The sequence below is a fragment of the Natronorubrum texcoconense genome (genome assembly GCF_900100335.1).
Taxonomy (GTDB): domain Archaea; phylum Halobacteriota; class Halobacteria; order Halobacteriales; family Natrialbaceae; genus Natronorubrum; species Natronorubrum texcoconense.
Genome location: NZ_FNFE01000002.1, coordinates 600,006 through 616,523 on the forward strand (window position 1 = coordinate 600,006; position 16,518 = coordinate 616,523).

The following is a 16,518-nucleotide window of genomic DNA, read 5'->3' on the forward strand; positions in this document are numbered from 1 at the left end:
GTCGATCACCGTGCCAGTCGCTATCGCTCGATTCGAAGCTCCGTCTTCTCGGCGACGGCCTCGGCCTCTTCGAACTCGCCGCCGCCGAGCAGCCCTCGAGTCGCCTTCTTCGCCCACTCGACAGCCGGCTGTTCGAACGTGTTGACGGCGTAGAGTTCGCCCGCGAGCACGCAGGCCGCTTCCAGCCCGTACAGCAGACCGCCGAGTTCGTACTCGTCGACGCGCTCGAGTTCGAGCCGGACGTTCGGCCGGCCGGCCGCCGCCAGGCTGGCCTCGGTGGCTTCGAACTCGGCCTCGAGCAGTTCGCCGAGCGTCGCGTCGCCGAGGTACGCTAGATCGTCGACGTCGGTGTCGGGAATCGGACGATCGTCCGTCTCGCCCGGTGAGACGAACGTGACGAGTTTGTCCCGCGGCCCCGCGCGATACAGTTGGAGTTGGGAGTGCTGGTCGGTGACGCCGAGTGCGCGCACCGGCGTCTGCCCGAGGTCGTCTTTCCCCAGACTCTCGGCCCAGAGCTGCGCGAACCACTCGGCCGAGGTCTCGAGGGACTCCGCGTAGGGGACCATCGCGTTGATCCCGGCTCCGCGCTGGTCCAGCGCGTAGCTCACCGCGCCGTAGGCGTAGGCGGGGCAGTCGAACAGCGACCCCGAGAGCGTCTCGCGTTCGGCAGCAGCCCCGTCGAGCAGGGCGTCGAGATCGTGACCGCAGACTTCGGCGGCGACCATCCCCACGGCGGAGAGGGCGGAGAAGCGGCCGGGAACGCCATCGGGAACCTTCAGCGACGGGAGATCGTGGCGATCCGAGAGATCCCGAAGGGGCCCGGACTCACCGGTCGTGACGATGGTTCGCTCGGTCCAGTCGACGCCGGCGTCCTCGAATGCCTCGCGTACGACCAGAAAGTTGGCCAGCGTCTCCGCCGTCGTCCCCGACCGTGAGACCACGTTGATCGCCGCGTTCTCGAGGGGAAGTCGCTCGAGGTGGCTCGACACCCACTCGGGATCGACGTTGTCGAGGTAAACGGCCTCCGTGTCGCTCTCGTCGGCGAGCGCGTCGGTGATCGTCGCCGCACCCAGCGCACTGCCGCCGATACCGACCGTGATCAGCGCGTCGGCGTCGGAAACCGGTTCGACAGCTGTTCTGATCTCGTCCGGATCGGTCCGTACGGGGAGGTTCAGCGCTTCGTAGCCGTGTTCGTGGGCGTCCATCCCCCGTTCGATTCGGTCGTGAGCGTCCGCAACCTGCTCGTCCAGTCGTTCGAGAGACTCTCTCGAGACGCCTGGCGAGGCGACGGACGCGAGCGCGTTACCGATATCGACGTTCATAGGAAAGCAGGCGGTCGCCGGGGTAAAAGCCGTTCCGTGATACGCACGATCGACTCGCGTTCGCCCCATCGCGACGGACGAAACCGGAACACCACATGTGTAGGGGCCAGCTTTAGGCGGCCGACGCCACTAGTCGTTTTCGAGCACAATGCCTAGCCATACCCCTACCGAACCTGTCGACATCTTGCTGGTCGAAGACAACCCGGGTGACGTGCGCCTGACCCAGGAGGCGTTCAAATCGATCGACAGCGAGATCGAGTTCCACATCGTCACCGACGGTGAGGAGGCCACGAGATACTTCGACGTCTGTGGGACGGACACCTCGAGTACCAACCCCGATCTGGTGCTCCTCGATCTGAACCTCCCGCGGATAGACGGCTTCAGGATCCTCGAGATCCTCAAAGACGAACTCGACTACCCGCCACCACCGATCCTCGTTCTCTCGAGTTCGGAGACAGAAGAAGACATCGTCGAAAGTTACGAGCGAGCGGCGAACGCGTATCTCACGAAACCGGACACGCCGGACGAGTTCGACACCCTCGCGCAAGCGATCGAGGACTTCTGGTTCGATTCCGCGCGGCATCCGCCGGCACCGTCCTAACGCGCACGGTCCGGCACCGTCCTGCGGTATCGAGTTCGGTACCGGCAGTTTCTGGTCATCGTTTTCGAAGCCTCAGTCGGCTGGGTCCCGAATCTCGGGAAGTCCCGCCGTCACTAACCGGCGTAGTAATACTACGACGCCGTTCTGGAGCCCCTTGGCGAAGATAGCCTGCTCGGTGGTGCTTTCGCCCTCCGGGTAGTACGAACCGATCAGGAGCGTCTCGCGATCGACGAGCAGGATACGACTGATCGCCACCTCGCTATCGCCCTCGACGCCGGTGAGCCAGTGGAGGCCGGTCTCGAACACCTTGGTGGACGGGAGCCGCGACTCGAGCGTCTCCGCCGTCGCTTCCGTCTGTCCACCGAGGACGAGCGAGAGGTCGCGATCGATCGCCCCCTCGAGCGCGTCGAACAGCGCGTCGGACATGATCCGCTCGTCGACGACGAGAAGCGCGATCTCGGACTCCGCGTTCTCGATGAGATCGAGCGTGCGCGACTCGATCGCGTCGTGACCGGTCAGCGACCAGATCTCCTGAACGTTCTCGTTGTCCTCAGGATTCTGGATTTCAGTGTTTTCGAGGTACGTCTCGAGCGTATCGATCCGATCGGCGTACTTATGCCGGAGGATCTGCGTCGCTTCGGTGATCCCGACGGCGCGATACCGCTGTGGACTCGAGTGTTGTACCTCCACTAATCCCTGTGACTCGAGGACCCGTATCGCGTCGTACACCCTCGTTCGCGGCACGTCGGAGACCTCGTGTATCTCCTTGGCCGTCCCCCTGGGCAGTTTGTTCAATGCGACGAAGCAGCGCGCCTCGTATTCCTGTAGTCCGAGGTCCTGCAGTAGACTGATCGCTTCCGTTGTAGTTTCGTCCTGTGTCATGGCCCAACCACGAATTCGGATATCCGACTATCTAGAACATAGGGCGGGCATGGAAAAGAATTCGTGTTTGTGTATCTCTCAAAAGTAGTTTGCTCACAGATACTCTCGAAGAAGAAAGTTCACTCAGATAATCACACAAGCTACTTGAGGGTGCGTTGGGTACGGAGTAGTGACAGGCCCCGTTTGGCCCAACCACGACAGGGCCTGTCAATTTTGGCCGACTACTCGAGCGTCTCTTTACTTGGTCGTCCGAGGATTCTAGCCACTGAACGTCACTGAACACCTACTCGCACGATCACTGTTCGATCGGTGTGTAAATCAGTTCAATTGGTACTCTATCAATTCTCACGATTGGTTCGACAATCGACGCAGTTCTGAACTGTTAGTTCCGGCTCGTCGTTCGAACGGCTGCTCCGCTCTCAGAGAAGCAATTCGACGGACTGCACGACTGCGATACGATTCGGTTACAACGACGTTGCTGCAAACGCTTTGCGATGGGCGGCCAGCACCTCCAAAACCGGCACGATCTCGTCGAACCGAGGACCCGATTCGATCGCGTTGGCGTTCGGATACCAGTTGATAAAACCGTAGTCGTCTAACAGTGGCAGATGAACGTGGTGTCGCTCGATGCATGCGTTACCGCCATCCGCGATCGCATCGGGTGGAGAGTCGATATTGACCGACTCAGGCTCGTCCGCGAGGTCGAATAGAATTTGCCGTCGCTCTACGTTCGCTAACGCGGTAAACAGGTTATCGGGTATAGATGCCATCCGTAGCTGCACACTAGTCGTGGAGAGAGATTATGTTAGTGCATTTTCACGTCAGATTGTGTTTTGAGTAACTGAGTGAATAAGTATCCACTTCGTTTTCGAACGCGACGCACGGCGACCGCGTGTCGACCGAAAGCCGAAACCCGGAAACCGAACCCCGCCGTACGACCGACCATGACCGAAACCACCGGTACGTTCGTCGTCACCCACGCCGAGAGCGAGTCGGCCGTCGTCCGCGACGTCGAGACCGCACAGGTCCACACCCTCGCGTCGAATCCCGGCCTCGAGGTCCACGACGTCCTCGAGGCGACCGTCGCCCCCGACCCGCCGCTCGAGGTGACGTGGCAGGTCGTCGAGGTCGACGACCGGCGCTCGATCGACGTAGTCGATAGCGACCTCGAGCCGACGCAACTGGAAAAGGAACTGGCCGCCGACGCCGAAGTCGGCGACCTGATTCAGGAAGAACGCGCCGGCACCGGCGAGATACACGTCTTCCGCGTCCCCGAGGACGAGGTCGAGGCGGCGGCGCAGGACGTCCTCGACGACGAGGAGACGGTGGCCCGTGCGGCACGGCTCGAGGCGGTCCGCGTCGAGGTTCGACGGTCCCCCGAGGACGGCGTGTTGAGCGTTCGATACCTGCCGGATTAGTTCGCTAACTGAACCGTGCCCGCTCTGGTGCCATCAGTCGGAGAACGATTCCGGTGAACCCGGGCGAACCGATATCTACTGGACGGGCGAGTCTCCGGGTCGGAACTGACTGTACGCTCAATCGTGACGTTGCTCCCTGGCGACGCTCTCGAGGTCTTCGGCCTGCAGACTGTTGAACGGCACGTCCTCCTCGACCGTGAACTCGGCCACGTGGCCGCAGTCGTAGCACTCGAGGACGAGATCCGTTCCGTGGACGAGAATACCGACATCGTCGCCGTCAGTACAGGACGGGCACGTCAGCCAATCCCGAAAGCGAGAATCCATAGGGAAGTGTACGAGCGAGGCGAAATAGAGTCCAACGTTGTATATACCACGACGTTACCGCTGGTCGGCAGATCGACGAGAAATCACCCTGCCGGCGGACGGGACACGGATCACTCGTCGTCCGGGTGGCTGATCGTCAACGTACTCCTGATGAGATTCTTGTGACCGCTGTGGAACCGCTTCGAAAGCGCCTGTTGGGAGACGCCGAAGAGCTCCGCCAGTTCGCTCATCGTCACTTCCTGTGGAACGTCGTAGTATCCTGCCTCGAGCGCGGTCAACAGCGTTTCGCGCTGTTTCGGCGTGAGGTCGTACTGCGCGCTGGCCATCGGCTGCTCCTGTTCTTTGAGCTGGGTGAGTTCGAAGGCGATTTCGTTCTCGGCACAGTAGCGTTGAAACTGCGAGAGGGCGTCCCGATCGTCGAACCGCATCCGGAGCTCCCAGTACTTCGCTCGGCCGATCGCGTGGAGGATCGTCGCACCGAGTTCGACGTACGCGTAGACGATGCTCTCGACGTTCTGGGTCCACTCGGCGCGGTACAGTCTGGCCCCCTCGACTTCGTCGATCGCGGCGATGTTCCTGACGGAGTCGTCCTCGTGAAAGGCGGTCTCGAACTCCGCGTGATCGCCGCCGCTCACCCAGAAGTACGGCATCACCCGGTCTTTCATCGTCGCGACGACGCGCTCGATCTCGACGATCATCTGCGGAGCGGCCGTTAGCGCGTGGAACAGCGCGAAATCGTCGGACTTGACGGAGAATTCCGCAACGATGCTCATGGCGTCCGTTGGCCGTCGGCGGGCATAAACTCCCCTCTACGAGGCGAACGGGAGTTCCCGCCGCCGTGGTACATCGCTGCGAACGACCGTTCGGCGGCCGCCGAGAGCCGTCTTCAGGCCCGGTTCGGCCCGCCTGCACTCTGGACGCGCCAACTGCCCTCGAGGCCGCAGGCCTCCCGAACCTCGTAGCTGATCTCGGTCTCACCGTCGACTCGAGCGCCCCCGTCGACGCGTTCGACCCGCAGCGGCACGTCCAAGGTGTTGCCACAGCAGCCGACGCCGACGAACTCCTCCCAGACGTCGCCCGATCGAGCCTCGTCTCGAGTCTTGCGCAGGAACGCCCGGAACGACGGCTTCTCGACCTGAAACCGTCCCCAGTCCGAGAGGTCGGCCGGATAGGAAACCACGACGCGCTCGGCGGTCCTCGCGCTCGGCTGATCGGTCGGTTCGATCGATCGTCCCGAATTCTGACCTGATTCAGGCGTCATAACTACCGAGACGGTCTCGAGCGGCTTCAGATCATCGCTTCGAGAGTAACGTTCTTCGAAAAACATACTGTAGAAATTGAGAAGGCTTACTTTTGCTGACCCCCAGTGGTCGCGTACATGGGGTATTTCGACGTACCGGAGTTCGACTACACCCGGTACAGCAACCGCCAACTCGCGGCGGTGCCGCTAGCCGTTCTCGCGGTTGCATTGCTCGTCCTCACTGGTTCGTTTCTCGCGACCGGCGCACCGGTACAGCTGGGGATGGACTTCGCCGGCGGCTCCGAGCTGACCATCCAGACGACCTCCTCGGAGGAGGAGATCGTACAGGCGTTCGACGAAGAGCCCGAGTCGGTGCAGGCAGTCACCGCCCCCGACACGGAGAATCAGTACATCGTCCAGTTCACCTCGACCGATCTCTCGTCGTTGAGCGAGCAAGCCGAGGCGAACCTCGCGCAGGATGGCGACACAGCCGTCGTCCAAGAGGAACGGACGGTCTCCGAGAGCTTCGGCGAACAGACCCAGCAGACCGCCCTCCTGGGTATCGCCGTCGCGTTCCTCGGGATGAGCGTGCTCGCGTTCTTGCTCTTTCGGACGTTCGTCCCATCGATCGCGATCGTCCTCTCGGCGTTTTCGGACATCGTGATCCCGCTCGCGTTCATGACGATCACCGGGATCTCGCTCTCGCTGGGGACCGTCGCCGCGCTGTTGATGTTGATCGGCTACTCGGTCGACTCGGACATCCTGTTGAACAACCAGATCCTGCGCCGGCAGGGTGACTTCTACGAGAGCACCCTTCAGGCGACGCGAACCGGCGTCACGATGACGGTCACGTCGATGGCCGCGATGCTCGTGATGGGCGTCTCCGCGTGGCTGTTCGGCGTCGAACTGCTAGCGTCGATCGGGATCATCCTCTTCGTCGGCCTCGCGGCCGACCTGATGAACACGTACATGTTAAATCTGAGCCTGCTTCGCTGGTACAAGTTCCACGGGGTGAGATCGTAATGGGGCCGATCAGTTTCGTCAAGGAGTACTGGCGGCTGATGCTGTTGCTCGTCTTCGTTAGCTTCGCGCTCGTCGCCCTCTTCATCCCCGGCGGCATCATGGCCGACGACAGCTACGTCGACGGCGAGAGCGTCAACGACAACCCGACGAACCTCGAGTACGGACTCGGACTCGACGGCGGGACCCGAATTAGCGCGCCGGTCGTCGGCATGACCGCCGAGAATATCGACGCCGGAGCCGTCGACGACGACGGCCAGGTCGACCGGGAACGGCTCAACGAGATCGAGTCAACCCTTTACGACAACGACGAGTTCGAACTCGAGACCGGCGACGCACGCGTCAGCATCGACGACGACGGCAACGTTCACGCCGAGGTGTTCACCGACGAGGTGACCGAAGAACAGTTCGCCGCGGCGCTCGCGGAAGCCGGCGTCGAGGTCGACCCCGACGAAGACATCCGCGACGGCGTGACCGCGGAGACGCGCAATCAGATGATCGAGACCATCCAGTCGAAGATCAACGAGGCGGGTCTCGACGGCGGTGACGCCTACGAGTCCGAGCAACTCGGCGGCCAGCACTACATCGTCACCGAAGTGCCGGACATGGATCCCGACGAACTCCGCAACCTGCTCTCCGAACGCGGCATCGTCGAGGTCGTCGCCTACTACCCCGAAGACGACGCGGGCAACCACACGAACCAGACCGTGTTAGAAGGGGGCGACATTGCGACGGTCGATCCGCCACAGACGTCCGAACGCGGCGGCGGCTACGAAGTCCCGGTCGAAGTCTACAGCAACGCCGCGCCCGAGTTCCAGGACAACATGAACGAACTCGGCTTCACCGGCGAAGGGCAGGGGATGTGCCAGCTCAGCGGCGGCGAAGACGGCGTGAACTTCGATCACGACGGGCCGCAGTACTGTCTGCTGACGGTCGTCGACGGCGAGGTCATCGACGCCCACTCCATGGGCGACAACCTCGCTCGACCGATGGCGGAGGGAACCTGGTCGAGCGATCCGTCGTTCGTTATGGGCGCGCCGGACCAGCAACAGGCACAGGGGCTCTCGGTGAGCCTCCAGGCCGGTGCGATGCCCGCGCCGCTGGACTTCAGTCAGGAACAGACCTACTCGCTGTCGCCAGCCCTCGCCGACCAGTTCAAGCTCTACTCGCTGCTCATCGGCGGCCTGTCGGTGCTGACCGTCAGCGGGATGGTCTTCCTGCGCTACCGCGACGTCCGCGTCGCCTCGCCGATGATCCTCACCGCGATGGCGGAGGTGGTCATCCTGCTCGGCTTCGCGGCGCTGATACGCATGCCGTTAGATCTCTCCCACGTCGCCGGCTTTATCGCCGTCGTCGGAACGGGGGTGGACGACCTCATCATCATCGCCGACGAGGTGATGGACGAAGGTGACGTCAGCTCACAACGGGTGTTCGAATCGCGGTTCCGCAAGGCGTTCTGGATCATCGGGGCCGCCGCCGCGACGACGATCATCGCCATGTCGCCGCTGGCCGTGTTGAGCCTCGGCGACCTGCGCGGGTTCGCGATCATCACCATCCTCGGCGTGCTGATCGGGGTCCTGATCACTCGTCCCGCCTACGGGGACATCCTCCAGCGGCTGCTGACGGACAAATAAACGGTGCGTACTCGTTCGATTTCGATTCGGTTCGCCTCGCTTTCTCGCTCACTCGTCTCGACAGCGCGGACACCAGTCGACGGTTCCGTCGTGGCCGTACGCACGTGCAAAGTCGAGATCGTTACAGTTGGTACAGATCGGCATTTCGAACACAGCAACTGGACGCTGCGACGGCGATGAGCGGGCAGCCTGCAATCGCAGCCCGCTCGAGTCGGTCGCGAGAGGAATCGGAAACTCACGTCGATCGAGATGAGAGCCGGGACGACCGCGGTCAGAACTGCTCGAGACCCGTCTGTTCCGCCTCGGCCAGCACGTCCTCGCAGGTCGACCACGACTCGCGAGCGAACGGCGGGAGTTCGGCGTGCTCGTCGACGTAGGACTCGAGAAACTCGCGCGTGTTCGGGTCGCTCGGATAGCCGCTGCCGACGGGCCCGTACTCGTCGGCGATAGCGGCGACGTGGGCGTCGCGTTCGACCTTGGCGATGATGCTCGCCGCGCCGACGAGCCTCGAGTCGTCGTCGGCTCCGTGTCGGGCGTCGATCTCGAGATCGATGGCCGACTCGAGAACGTCCGCGCAGCTGTCGCCCACCCGACGCGCGAACCGGTCGGCGTCGGTATCGCAGGCGTCACAGAGCCCGGTGATCGAGTCCGACTCGAGCGCATTGAGACTGAGTCCCTCGAGCGCCCCGTCGATCGCCTCGGCGTGGGCTGCGACGGCCAGCGAGTTCATGTCCGTCTCGGGATCGTCGATCCGGGCCGTCGTGATTTCGGCGACGCCGACGCGGATCCGGGCGTCCTCGCGGATGGTGGTCGCCAGTTCCTCGCGACGCTCGGGTGCGAGTCGCTTCGAGTCCGCGATACCGTCGGGAAGGATCGCCGGGTGCTCGAGGGCGACGGTCGCGGCGAACATCGACCCGAACACCGGCCCCTTCCCGGCTTCGTCGACGCCGAATTGCATATCACGTGGATCAGTGGCCGGCCGCTAAACCGTTGCGTTGTCCGATCGTCGGTCAGTCACACACTACTATTGAGTTGGACGAACGATTGACAGATCATGAGTTCGGACACGAAACGGGTTCAGTTTCGCGCACCCGGCGAACTAGTCGAGCGAGCGGATATTCTGGCGACGGCCCTCGAGACGGATCGTGAGGACATCATTGCTACTGCACTCCGAGAGTATGTCGACGAAGCGGTATGCGACGACGAGACCGAGCAGGAGATCGCCGCTGCGTACTACGATGCGACGATCACGTACGAGCAACTGGCTTCACTCGTGGGGCGTGCGAGAGCGACGAATTTCCGCGTCCTCAAACGACAACTCGAGCCGTCGTACGTCGATGAGGTCGCCGATTTGTAGCGGCGGTGCCAGTTAGTGAGGTCGAGATAATCCATTCTCGATGAGGGAGAACGAATTACGCGTCCACCGACGCCGTCTCCTCGTCATCACGCGGCTCGTCCCGGAAGTACGCCTCGAGTTCGAACGGTTCCTCTTCACCCTCGACGCTGAGCACGTCCAGTGCGGTCACCTCGGCGTCGGTCTCGAGCACCCCCGCCAGACTCGGTACCGTGCGACCCTCGTCGCTGCTGACGAGTTCCTTGACGTAGAGGCCGCCTTCGCCGTGGATTCGGACCTCAGCCTCGGTCGGTCCGTGTAACTCGCCGTCCATGTCGTAGACGGTCCGCTCGCGCGTCAGCGCCGCTCGCCGGTGGTCGACGCGCTGGGGCGTGTCCTGCTCGACAGTTGTTCCCGTGAGTTCCTCGAGTGCGGCCTCGAAGTCGTGCTCCTCGACGGGGTCGGCGAACTCGACGTCGGCACGATACTGTTTGCTCGCGTCGTGTTCCTTGACGCGCTCGACCATCTCGTAGGTCGCGAGTCGGAGGCCGTCGACCTCGACCGCTCCCGCCGCGGCCTCGTTGATCTCGCGTTCGAGAGCTTCGACGTCGACCTCGCGCGTGCTCGGCCGCTTGACCTCGAGGACGAACGGCCGGCCGCCCTCGAGCATCCGGGCGTCGACGTCCTCGCGGCCCGCCCCGTGGAAGGTGCCCTCGTCGCCGTCCATCGCCTCGACGACGTGGGGGCGGACGACCTGTTCGACGCTCGTGTCGTACAGGTAGCCAGAGCCGCCGCAGTAGTCACAGGGCTCTTCGCCCGTGTCGGCTAACTGGACCCCGCTGCCGCCACACTCCCGGCAGGGCCACTCCGTCTGGGGGATGTCCCGCTCGAGTTTGCGGTAGCGGCCGTAGACGAACGCGGGGTTGACCTGCACGTCGACCGCGTGGCTCGTGACCGAGTCGGCGTCGAGCGCCTCGAAGGGGTCGAACCCCTCGAGATCGACGATGGCGAGGACGTCCGGGCGGTCGAAGTCCACGTCGGTCCCAGTGATATCCCCGATCCGGATGCCCACCTCGCGGTTGACTTCGCGTTTGAGCGACTCGCCGACGTCGGGTTCGAGGCCGGCGTCCTCGCGGAGAAGTCGTTCGTTCTCCTCGACCAGCGGCGGCACCCGGGAGCCGACCTGGTAGGTGTCGAACTCGACGGTCTCGAGGGCGTCGACGATCGTTTCGGCGATCGCGTCGAACGTACCGCAGTAGCCCTCGCAGACCCAGCAGTCGACGGGGGAAACGGGATCGTAGTCCTCGTCGTCGGCCATCGCAATCGTCGTACGTAGCGCCCGGCCGCGCTCGTCGTTCGTCAGTCCGAAACTCCGTGCGGCGAAGGGGCGACCGAGACAGGAGTCGCAGATGGCCCCCGTCTCGAGTAACGCGCGGGCGTCGTCCGTGATCATATCCGAAATCGGGCGGCCGCGGGTAACACGTTTTCCCTTCGGGGATTCCGTCACTCTCGATGATCTCGTCGGCAGATGACTGGTTCTCCCTCACGACATACCAACACACGTGAGCCCGGACGTTCAAATGGGTAGGGTGCTATCACCGGGACATGAACGATTCTGGACTGGATCGACGCGGCTTTCTCTCGCTCTCCGCCGCCGGAGTCGCCGGCGCGCTCGCAGGGTGTGCGGAACCCCGAACTGAGAGTTCGATCGAGGGGAACTCCTCGAGCCAGATCGACCGGGACAATCTCGCCGAGGGGTCGACCTACACCGACGTCTACGAGGCGGTCATCGACTCGGTCACGCAGGTCCAGGTCTTCGGTATCGAAGACCCGCTCACCGGCGAAGAGGGCGAGGGACAAGGCTCCGGATTTCTCTTCGACGGCTCCTACGTGGTCACGAACGAGCATGTCGTCTCCGACGACGCCGAGATCGATCTGCAGTACATCAACGGCGACTGGACGAGTACGCAACTGGTCGGCACCGACTTCTACACCGATCTGGCCGTCCTCGAGGCCGACCACGTTCCCGAGGCGGCGACGCCGCTGTCGCTCTCCGAGGAATATCCGGTCGTCGGCCAGGAGGTGCTCGCGATCGGCAACCCCTTCGGTCTCGAAGGGACGATGACGAAGGGGATCGTCAGCGGCGTCGATCGAACCCTCGACACGCGGGACCGGGACTTCTCCTACTCGAACGTGGTTCAGACCGACGCTGCGGTCAACCCCGGAAACAGCGGCGGTCCGCTCGTCGATCTCGACGGAAACGTCGTCGGCGTCATCAACGCCGGCGGCGGCGACAACATCGGGTTCGCGATCTCGGCGGCGATGACGAGCCGCGTCGTGCCGTCGCTCATCGAGACCGGGGAGTACGAACACCCCTACATGGGAATCGGACTCGCGACCGTCGACCGACACATCGCCGAGGCGAACGACCTCCCCGAAGCGACCGGCATCATCGTCACCCACGTCGAACCCGGCGAGGCCGCCGACGGCGTCCTCGAGGAGGCCACGATCCGCGGGGGAAGTGATCCGGTTCCCGTCGGCGGCGACGTCATCTTCGAAATCGACGGCGAACCGATCCCCGACCGCCACGCGCTCTCGACGTATCTCGAACTCGAGACCAGTCCGGGCGAGACCATCGAGATCGACTGCTGGCGGGACGGGTCGGAAACCACGGAATCGCTGACGCTCGGCAGCCGTCCGCCGGCCCAGTGAGATCCGCCTCGCTGTGAGATAGTAACAACTGCAACGATTTACACACTGATCGCCGAACCGTCTGGCGATCAGGTGTGCACTGACTTGCAGTGGCTACTATAGTTCGGCGACGCTTCGCCTCGAGTTCACCCCGATTGCGGCGCTCGAGCGCCGTGAGACGGTTCGAAAGCACCCCCTACACCGGTGGCTGTGCCGGCAACAACTGACGGGATGGTCGTAATCCCGCCGTACACGTTAGCGACGGTTTCGGTCTCGGTTTCGTGAGTGAACGATCTGAACTGGTACGGAACTGAACGCTACCGTCACTGTTCAACCGGTTAGAAGGTCGATAACAATAGGACACTCTCGGGTAGTCGTGACCAGAGCGATTCCCCCATCGCCTGCCACACATGAACACGGACATCAACACTGACGGCGACACGCAGTCACCGCCCGACGAACCGACGACGGAACTGGATCACGTGACCGTCGAGAACGACGACGCGCCGAACGAGTGTGCGATCTTTCCCCGAGAGGCGAGCGAAGAGGCCCTGATGACCAACTGGATCTCCGCCCACGAAGACTCGTTCGTCGCACTCGAGTCGATGCGCTGAGGCCATGAGCGTTCATCTGGGCCACGCGATCACCGCTGTCGGCTTCTGGCTCGGCACGCTCCTGCCGGTCGCCTATCTCCCGGTCTTTCTCGCCGGAATCGACTCGGTCGCCACGTTGTCGATCCTCGTCGGACTCCTCACGATCCACGCGCTCGCCCTGATCGTCGGCCACGAGTATCCCGCCTCCCGAACCCGCTGACAGCCTCCCGCGCCACCGGCGAGGCTTCGTATCGGCCCTCCCCACCCGTTCGAAATTGCTCGAGCCGTGCACTCGGCTCGCTGTCGCCGCGACGACGAGCCGTTCGACGTCGACGAACGCACACAGCAGATCATCTTACGGACTGGTCAGCGTACCCGATGAAAGAGATACGCTACTCGGCGTGGGAGCGACGCGTATGCGTACCCGCTGTCCGCTCTGTACCCGAGACGTCCCGCGCGAAAAGCAAGTCTGGTGTACGTGTGGGTCCGCGATGGATTCGGGCTGTTACGACGCCCACGAGGACTGGTGTGCCAGACGGGGGACCGACGCCTGGATCGGTGCGTTCGAGCGGTAGTCAGCCGCCTACCACAGCTGGGCTCGCGGGGTGTCGCAGCTGTCACAGACCACCGCTCGGTTCTCCTTGTAGGTGCCGCGCTCGAGTTCGCCGTCGTCGCAGTCGGGACAGGGCCGTCCCTCGAGAATCGCGAGTAACTTCGGATCGTCGTCGCTCGTCCGTGACGACTGTGATTTCGCCATATACGCAGTACAGAGCCGAGACACTGGAAACGGTTGGCCATGCCTATGCAATGTCAATCACCCCCAAATCGTGACGAGCGGTTGATCGAAACCGGCCGAGTTACCCCGTGTTTCCACTCGGTTCAGCGGTATGAGTTCCCTAGACGGCACTGGAGATCGGTCGTTATGAAACCGTGGCGGCTATCCCGTCGGTCGTCGTTCCTCCGATATGCGCCAATTCGTACTGCTCGGTCACGAGGTGCCGACCGAGCCCGAGTTCTCGCTCGACGACCTCGCCGGCGGGGCCGGTCGCCTCGACGCCCTCTGTCGCTCGATCACCGCCTCGTTCGTCACCTCCCACGGTATCCGTGAGGACGTCCGCACGCATCTCGTGGTGCAAGACGAACTCACGATCACCTTCGACGGGAGCGAGCTTCGCCGGCTGAACCCTGACGAACGGAGCACTGCGGCACTGGTTCGAAAGGCCATCGCGCACCGCGACGAGGCCATCGGCGCGCTACCTGCCGAACCCAGCCCGGGAATCGAGGTGTATCGGCGCGGGTTCGAGGAGACGCTCGAGACGGTTGCGACGGAGGGAACCGTCGTACAGCTACACGAGGACGGCGAGGCGATGGTCGACGTGGGCGGACTCGAGGATCCGGTGTTCGTGCTCTCCGATCATCAGGACTTTACCGACGACGAAGAGCGGGTGCTCGAGGGCGTCGTCGACCAGCGACTTCGACTCGGGCCGGAGCTGTTGCACGCGGATCAGGCGATCACGGTGGCCCATCACTATCTGGACACGGCCGGCTACGAGCAGTTTTGAGCGGGTGTGAGAATCGCGGTCCAGCGGCCCGATCGGCGGTTTCGCAACCGTTAAACGATCCGGCGTTCACAATTGTAGATGCGGGCCGGTGGGGTAGCTTGGTATCCTTCGGCCTTCGGGTGGCCGTAACCGCAGTTCGAATCTGCGCCGGCCCATTTCTGCCCGCGAATTCTAACCGACGAGCGAAGCGAGTCGCGTTCGTGAGCGGGCAGCAATGCAGCCGCGGAGATTCGAACCGACGGCGGTACCGCTATCGGTACTGAGGTCAGGAGTGTCAGGGTGGACCACCCTGACACGGAGCAGAGATGCGAACTGCTCTATGGAATTCGGACTCAGTTAGTGATTCTGGTGGTTGTGGTGGTTTCGGGTGCCTCTGAGTCCAATTCACGCCACTCAGTAAACGATAATAAATCTGCTAGTAGTTGGCAACAATCTCCGGGAGTTGTCTGCGAGAGCAATGGGTTTCGATGTGCTAACTAGTCGACCGATTCGACGAGGCTGTCGAGGCGGCTACGTGAGTTATCGAGACCACCCTCGACGCCGGTCCGTACGACCTCGAGTAACACTGACCAGTCAGCCTACGGAACTACTGTAACTGCCGACAGCCAGTCAGCAGCCGGGTCGAACGATACTTTGTCAGAGGCACGCTCCGGCCCGGCTACCGATTCGGATCCGTCGGACGTAGCCGTCCACGGATTCGAGACTGACGGCGGTCGGTCACGAACCAACCGCGAGCGCGCTATTCTCGATGCGCTCGCGGACGGCTGCACTGAGCGCCGCTCAACCCCGCCAACCGCCATCTACAACCAGGTTGACACCTCTCGCGGCTACCAGAAGAGTCTTTGCGGACTCATGGAATTATCTCGAGTATGGCTGCCGACGGACTCGACGAGATCGACTATGGAATCCTTCATCTTCTTCAGCAGAACGCCCGAGCCACGACGCCGGTCGATATGGCCGATCAGCTGCCGGTAACCGATACGACGATCCGAAATCGGATCGAGCGGTTGGAAGAGAAGGGGGTAATCGAGGGGTATGTACCGATCATCGACTACGAAGCGGCGGGCTTTCCGATGCGGCTCCAGTTTTCCTGTACCGCAGCGACGAACAAGCGCGAGGAGATCGCAGCACGGGTGCTCGAACTCCCCAATGTCGTCAAGGTGGACGAGATGTTGAGCGCGCGGGAGAACATTCGTGCGCTCGCCGTCGCGAGTACCACCGAGGAGGTCAACGATATCGCCGCTCGACTAGATGAACTGCCGCTGACGATCGAACGAGAGAGTTTGCTCCGAAAAGAGCGCATTCGACCGTTCAATCACTTCGGTGAGCACGTCGTCTCGAAGGAGTGATGGTCGTAAGATAAAATACAGGCGTTTTCCTTCGAAAATTCAAACACTTATAAGTTCCCGGTTTGGTTCCAAATAGATTTGGGGGAAGCGTTTTTGTATCGGCGAATAAGTTGCTGACGATGACTGTCGTAGCGGAGCGAAGTGTCGACATCGATTTCGGAGACTCGGCTCGAGCTCGTGCCTCACTGAACCGGCGAACCGACCGCCGCAAATATCCTCGTCGGCCGTCGAATACCACATCGGCAGCATGCGGCTGTCAGTACAACGCACGGCAATCGCTGCGTCGAGTGACGCCTGCGCCGGAATCACGGTCGAGTGACCGATCGACGATCATCGACCGATGAGTGAGGAACTGTATCGGTGTATCTGTCATACGTGCGAAACGGAACGACTGATCGAAGGACTCGAGAGCGCACAGGAGGTGTTCAACGAACACGCCGATATGTCCCACGAGGTGGAGTTGCTGAAACGCCAGTCGCTCCATCGATATTCGAACCGGTCGGTGGAAAACGATCACGACGACGGCTCGACTGCCGACGAATAGTCTCG

At 62.6% G+C, this 16,518-nt stretch carries 21 protein-coding genes and 1 tRNA gene; 13 read left to right on the forward strand and 9 right to left on the reverse strand.

The window, feature by feature from the left end:
• Positions 1 to 20: 20 nt before the first annotated feature.
• Complete coding sequence (locus BLT08_RS09235; protein ID WP_090305330.1) at positions 21 to 1,322, reverse strand: hypothetical protein; 1,302 nt, start codon at positions 1,320 to 1,322, stop codon at positions 21 to 23.
• A 148-nt stretch (positions 1,323 to 1,470) separates the two neighbouring features.
• On the opposite strand from BLT08_RS09235, the gene BLT08_RS09240 reads away from it, so the two are divergent.
• A complete protein-coding gene (locus tag BLT08_RS09240; protein ID WP_090305333.1) occupies positions 1,471 to 1,923 on the forward strand; it encodes a response regulator in 453 nt (150 codons plus the stop codon).
• A gap of 72 nt (positions 1,924 to 1,995) precedes the next feature.
• Here BLT08_RS09240 and BLT08_RS09245 read toward each other — a convergent pair whose 3' ends face one another.
• Together BLT08_RS09245 and BLT08_RS09250 are read right to left on the reverse strand one after the other, a co-directional pair.
• On the reverse strand, positions 1,996 to 2,805 hold the full coding sequence (locus BLT08_RS09245) for a TrmB family transcriptional regulator (protein ID WP_090305336.1): 810 nt from the start codon (positions 2,803 to 2,805) through the stop codon (positions 1,996 to 1,998).
• 464 nt (positions 2,806 to 3,269) lie between these two features.
• Positions 3,270 to 3,587, reverse strand: a complete 318-nt coding sequence (locus BLT08_RS09250; RefSeq protein ID WP_245724182.1) for a hypothetical protein — start codon at positions 3,585 to 3,587, stop codon at positions 3,270 to 3,272.
• Positions 3,588 to 3,749: 162 nt separating this feature from the next.
• Between BLT08_RS09250 and BLT08_RS09255 the strand changes: the two genes are divergently transcribed.
• A complete protein-coding gene (locus tag BLT08_RS09255) occupies positions 3,750 to 4,223 on the forward strand; it encodes a DUF5812 family protein (RefSeq protein WP_090305343.1) in 474 nt (157 codons plus the stop codon).
• A 117-nt stretch (positions 4,224 to 4,340) separates the two neighbouring features.
• On the opposite strand, the gene BLT08_RS09260 is transcribed toward BLT08_RS09255, so the two are convergent.
• The 3 genes from BLT08_RS09260 to BLT08_RS09270 all read right to left on the reverse strand — a co-directional run bounded on the left by BLT08_RS09260 (position 4,341) and on the right by BLT08_RS09270 (position 5,808).
• Positions 4,341 to 4,547: a hypothetical protein gene (locus BLT08_RS09260; protein WP_090305346.1), complete on the reverse strand. Its 207-nt coding sequence runs from the start codon at positions 4,545 to 4,547 to the stop codon at positions 4,341 to 4,343.
• A 110-nt stretch (positions 4,548 to 4,657) separates the two neighbouring features.
• The gene (locus BLT08_RS09265; RefSeq protein WP_090305349.1) at positions 4,658 to 5,320 is read right to left on the reverse strand and encodes a helix-turn-helix domain-containing protein; all 663 of its coding nucleotides are present in this window, start codon (positions 5,318 to 5,320) and stop codon (positions 4,658 to 4,660) included.
• A gap of 113 nt (positions 5,321 to 5,433) precedes the next feature.
• Complete coding sequence (locus BLT08_RS09270; RefSeq protein WP_175529267.1) at positions 5,434 to 5,808, reverse strand: DUF7968 family protein; 375 nt, start codon at positions 5,806 to 5,808, stop codon at positions 5,434 to 5,436.
• A gap of 117 nt (positions 5,809 to 5,925) precedes the next feature.
• Between BLT08_RS09270 and secF the strand changes: the two genes are divergently transcribed.
• Together secF and BLT08_RS09280 are read left to right on the forward strand one after the other, a co-directional pair.
• Entirely contained in the window at positions 5,926 to 6,810 is an 885-nt protein-coding gene (gene secF, locus BLT08_RS09275; protein WP_090305355.1) for a protein translocase subunit SecF, read from the forward strand.
• Positions 6,810 to 8,441 (forward strand): preprotein translocase subunit SecD, encoded by a 1,632-nt coding sequence (locus tag BLT08_RS09280; protein WP_090305358.1) that lies wholly within the window; start codon positions 6,810 to 6,812, stop codon positions 8,439 to 8,441. The genes secF and BLT08_RS09280 overlap by 1 nt, the downstream gene beginning before the upstream one ends.
• Positions 8,442 to 8,712: 271 nt before the next feature.
• Here the strand turns inward: BLT08_RS09280 and rnhB are convergent, their stop codons facing one another.
• The gene (rnhB, locus tag BLT08_RS09285) at positions 8,713 to 9,399 is read right to left on the reverse strand and encodes a ribonuclease HII (protein ID WP_090305361.1); all 687 of its coding nucleotides are present in this window, start codon (positions 9,397 to 9,399) and stop codon (positions 8,713 to 8,715) included.
• Positions 9,400 to 9,495: 96 nt separating this feature from the next.
• Between rnhB and BLT08_RS09290 the strand changes: the two genes are divergently transcribed.
• Complete coding sequence (locus tag BLT08_RS09290; protein ID WP_090305364.1) at positions 9,496 to 9,798, forward strand: hypothetical protein; 303 nt, start codon at positions 9,496 to 9,498, stop codon at positions 9,796 to 9,798.
• A 55-nt stretch (positions 9,799 to 9,853) separates the two neighbouring features.
• On the opposite strand, the gene BLT08_RS09295 is transcribed toward BLT08_RS09290, so the two are convergent.
• Entirely contained in the window at positions 9,854 to 11,227 is a 1,374-nt protein-coding gene (locus tag BLT08_RS09295; RefSeq protein WP_090305366.1) for a tRNA pseudouridine(54/55) synthase Pus10, read from the reverse strand.
• A gap of 152 nt (positions 11,228 to 11,379) precedes the next feature.
• Between BLT08_RS09295 and BLT08_RS09300 the strand changes: the two genes are divergently transcribed.
• The 4 genes from BLT08_RS09300 (at position 11,380) to BLT08_RS22935 (ending at position 13,633) form a co-directional block, all read left to right on the forward strand.
• Positions 11,380 to 12,486 (forward strand): S1C family serine protease, encoded by a 1,107-nt coding sequence (locus tag BLT08_RS09300; RefSeq protein WP_090305369.1) that lies wholly within the window; start codon positions 11,380 to 11,382, stop codon positions 12,484 to 12,486.
• Between the two features lie 389 nt (positions 12,487 to 12,875).
• On the forward strand, positions 12,876 to 13,079 hold the full coding sequence (locus tag BLT08_RS09305) for a DUF7511 domain-containing protein (RefSeq protein ID WP_090305372.1): 204 nt from the start codon (positions 12,876 to 12,878) through the stop codon (positions 13,077 to 13,079).
• Between the two features lie 4 nt (positions 13,080 to 13,083).
• Positions 13,084 to 13,278 carry a DUF8028 family protein gene (locus BLT08_RS09310; protein WP_090305375.1) on the forward strand — a complete coding sequence of 65 codons (195 nt, stop codon included), beginning with the start codon at positions 13,084 to 13,086 and terminating at the stop codon, positions 13,276 to 13,278.
• Positions 13,279 to 13,474: 196 nt separating this feature from the next.
• The gene (locus tag BLT08_RS22935; protein ID WP_175529268.1) at positions 13,475 to 13,633 is read left to right on the forward strand and encodes a hypothetical protein; all 159 of its coding nucleotides are present in this window, start codon (positions 13,475 to 13,477) and stop codon (positions 13,631 to 13,633) included.
• Between the two features lie 8 nt (positions 13,634 to 13,641).
• Here BLT08_RS22935 and BLT08_RS22940 read toward each other — a convergent pair whose 3' ends face one another.
• Complete coding sequence (locus BLT08_RS22940; RefSeq protein WP_175529269.1) at positions 13,642 to 13,815, reverse strand: HVO_A0556 family zinc finger protein; 174 nt, start codon at positions 13,813 to 13,815, stop codon at positions 13,642 to 13,644.
• A gap of 208 nt (positions 13,816 to 14,023) precedes the next feature.
• Here BLT08_RS22940 and trmY point away from each other — a divergent pair, with 208 nt between their 5' ends.
• The 4 genes from trmY to BLT08_RS09330 all read left to right on the forward strand — a co-directional run bounded on the left by trmY (position 14,024) and on the right by BLT08_RS09330 (position 16,513).
• Positions 14,024 to 14,620, forward strand: a complete 597-nt coding sequence (gene trmY / locus BLT08_RS09315) for a tRNA (pseudouridine(54)-N(1))-methyltransferase TrmY (RefSeq protein WP_090305378.1) — start codon at positions 14,024 to 14,026, stop codon at positions 14,618 to 14,620.
• An 82-nt stretch (positions 14,621 to 14,702) separates the two neighbouring features.
• Positions 14,703 to 14,775, forward strand: a tRNA-Pro gene (locus BLT08_RS09320).
• A gap of 714 nt (positions 14,776 to 15,489) precedes the next feature.
• Complete coding sequence (locus BLT08_RS09325; protein ID WP_090305381.1) at positions 15,490 to 15,969, forward strand: Lrp/AsnC family transcriptional regulator; 480 nt, start codon at positions 15,490 to 15,492, stop codon at positions 15,967 to 15,969.
• A 340-nt stretch (positions 15,970 to 16,309) separates the two neighbouring features.
• Positions 16,310 to 16,513, forward strand: a complete 204-nt coding sequence (locus tag BLT08_RS09330) for a hypothetical protein (protein WP_090305383.1) — start codon at positions 16,310 to 16,312, stop codon at positions 16,511 to 16,513.
• The last annotated feature ends 5 nt before the right edge of the window (positions 16,514 to 16,518 follow it).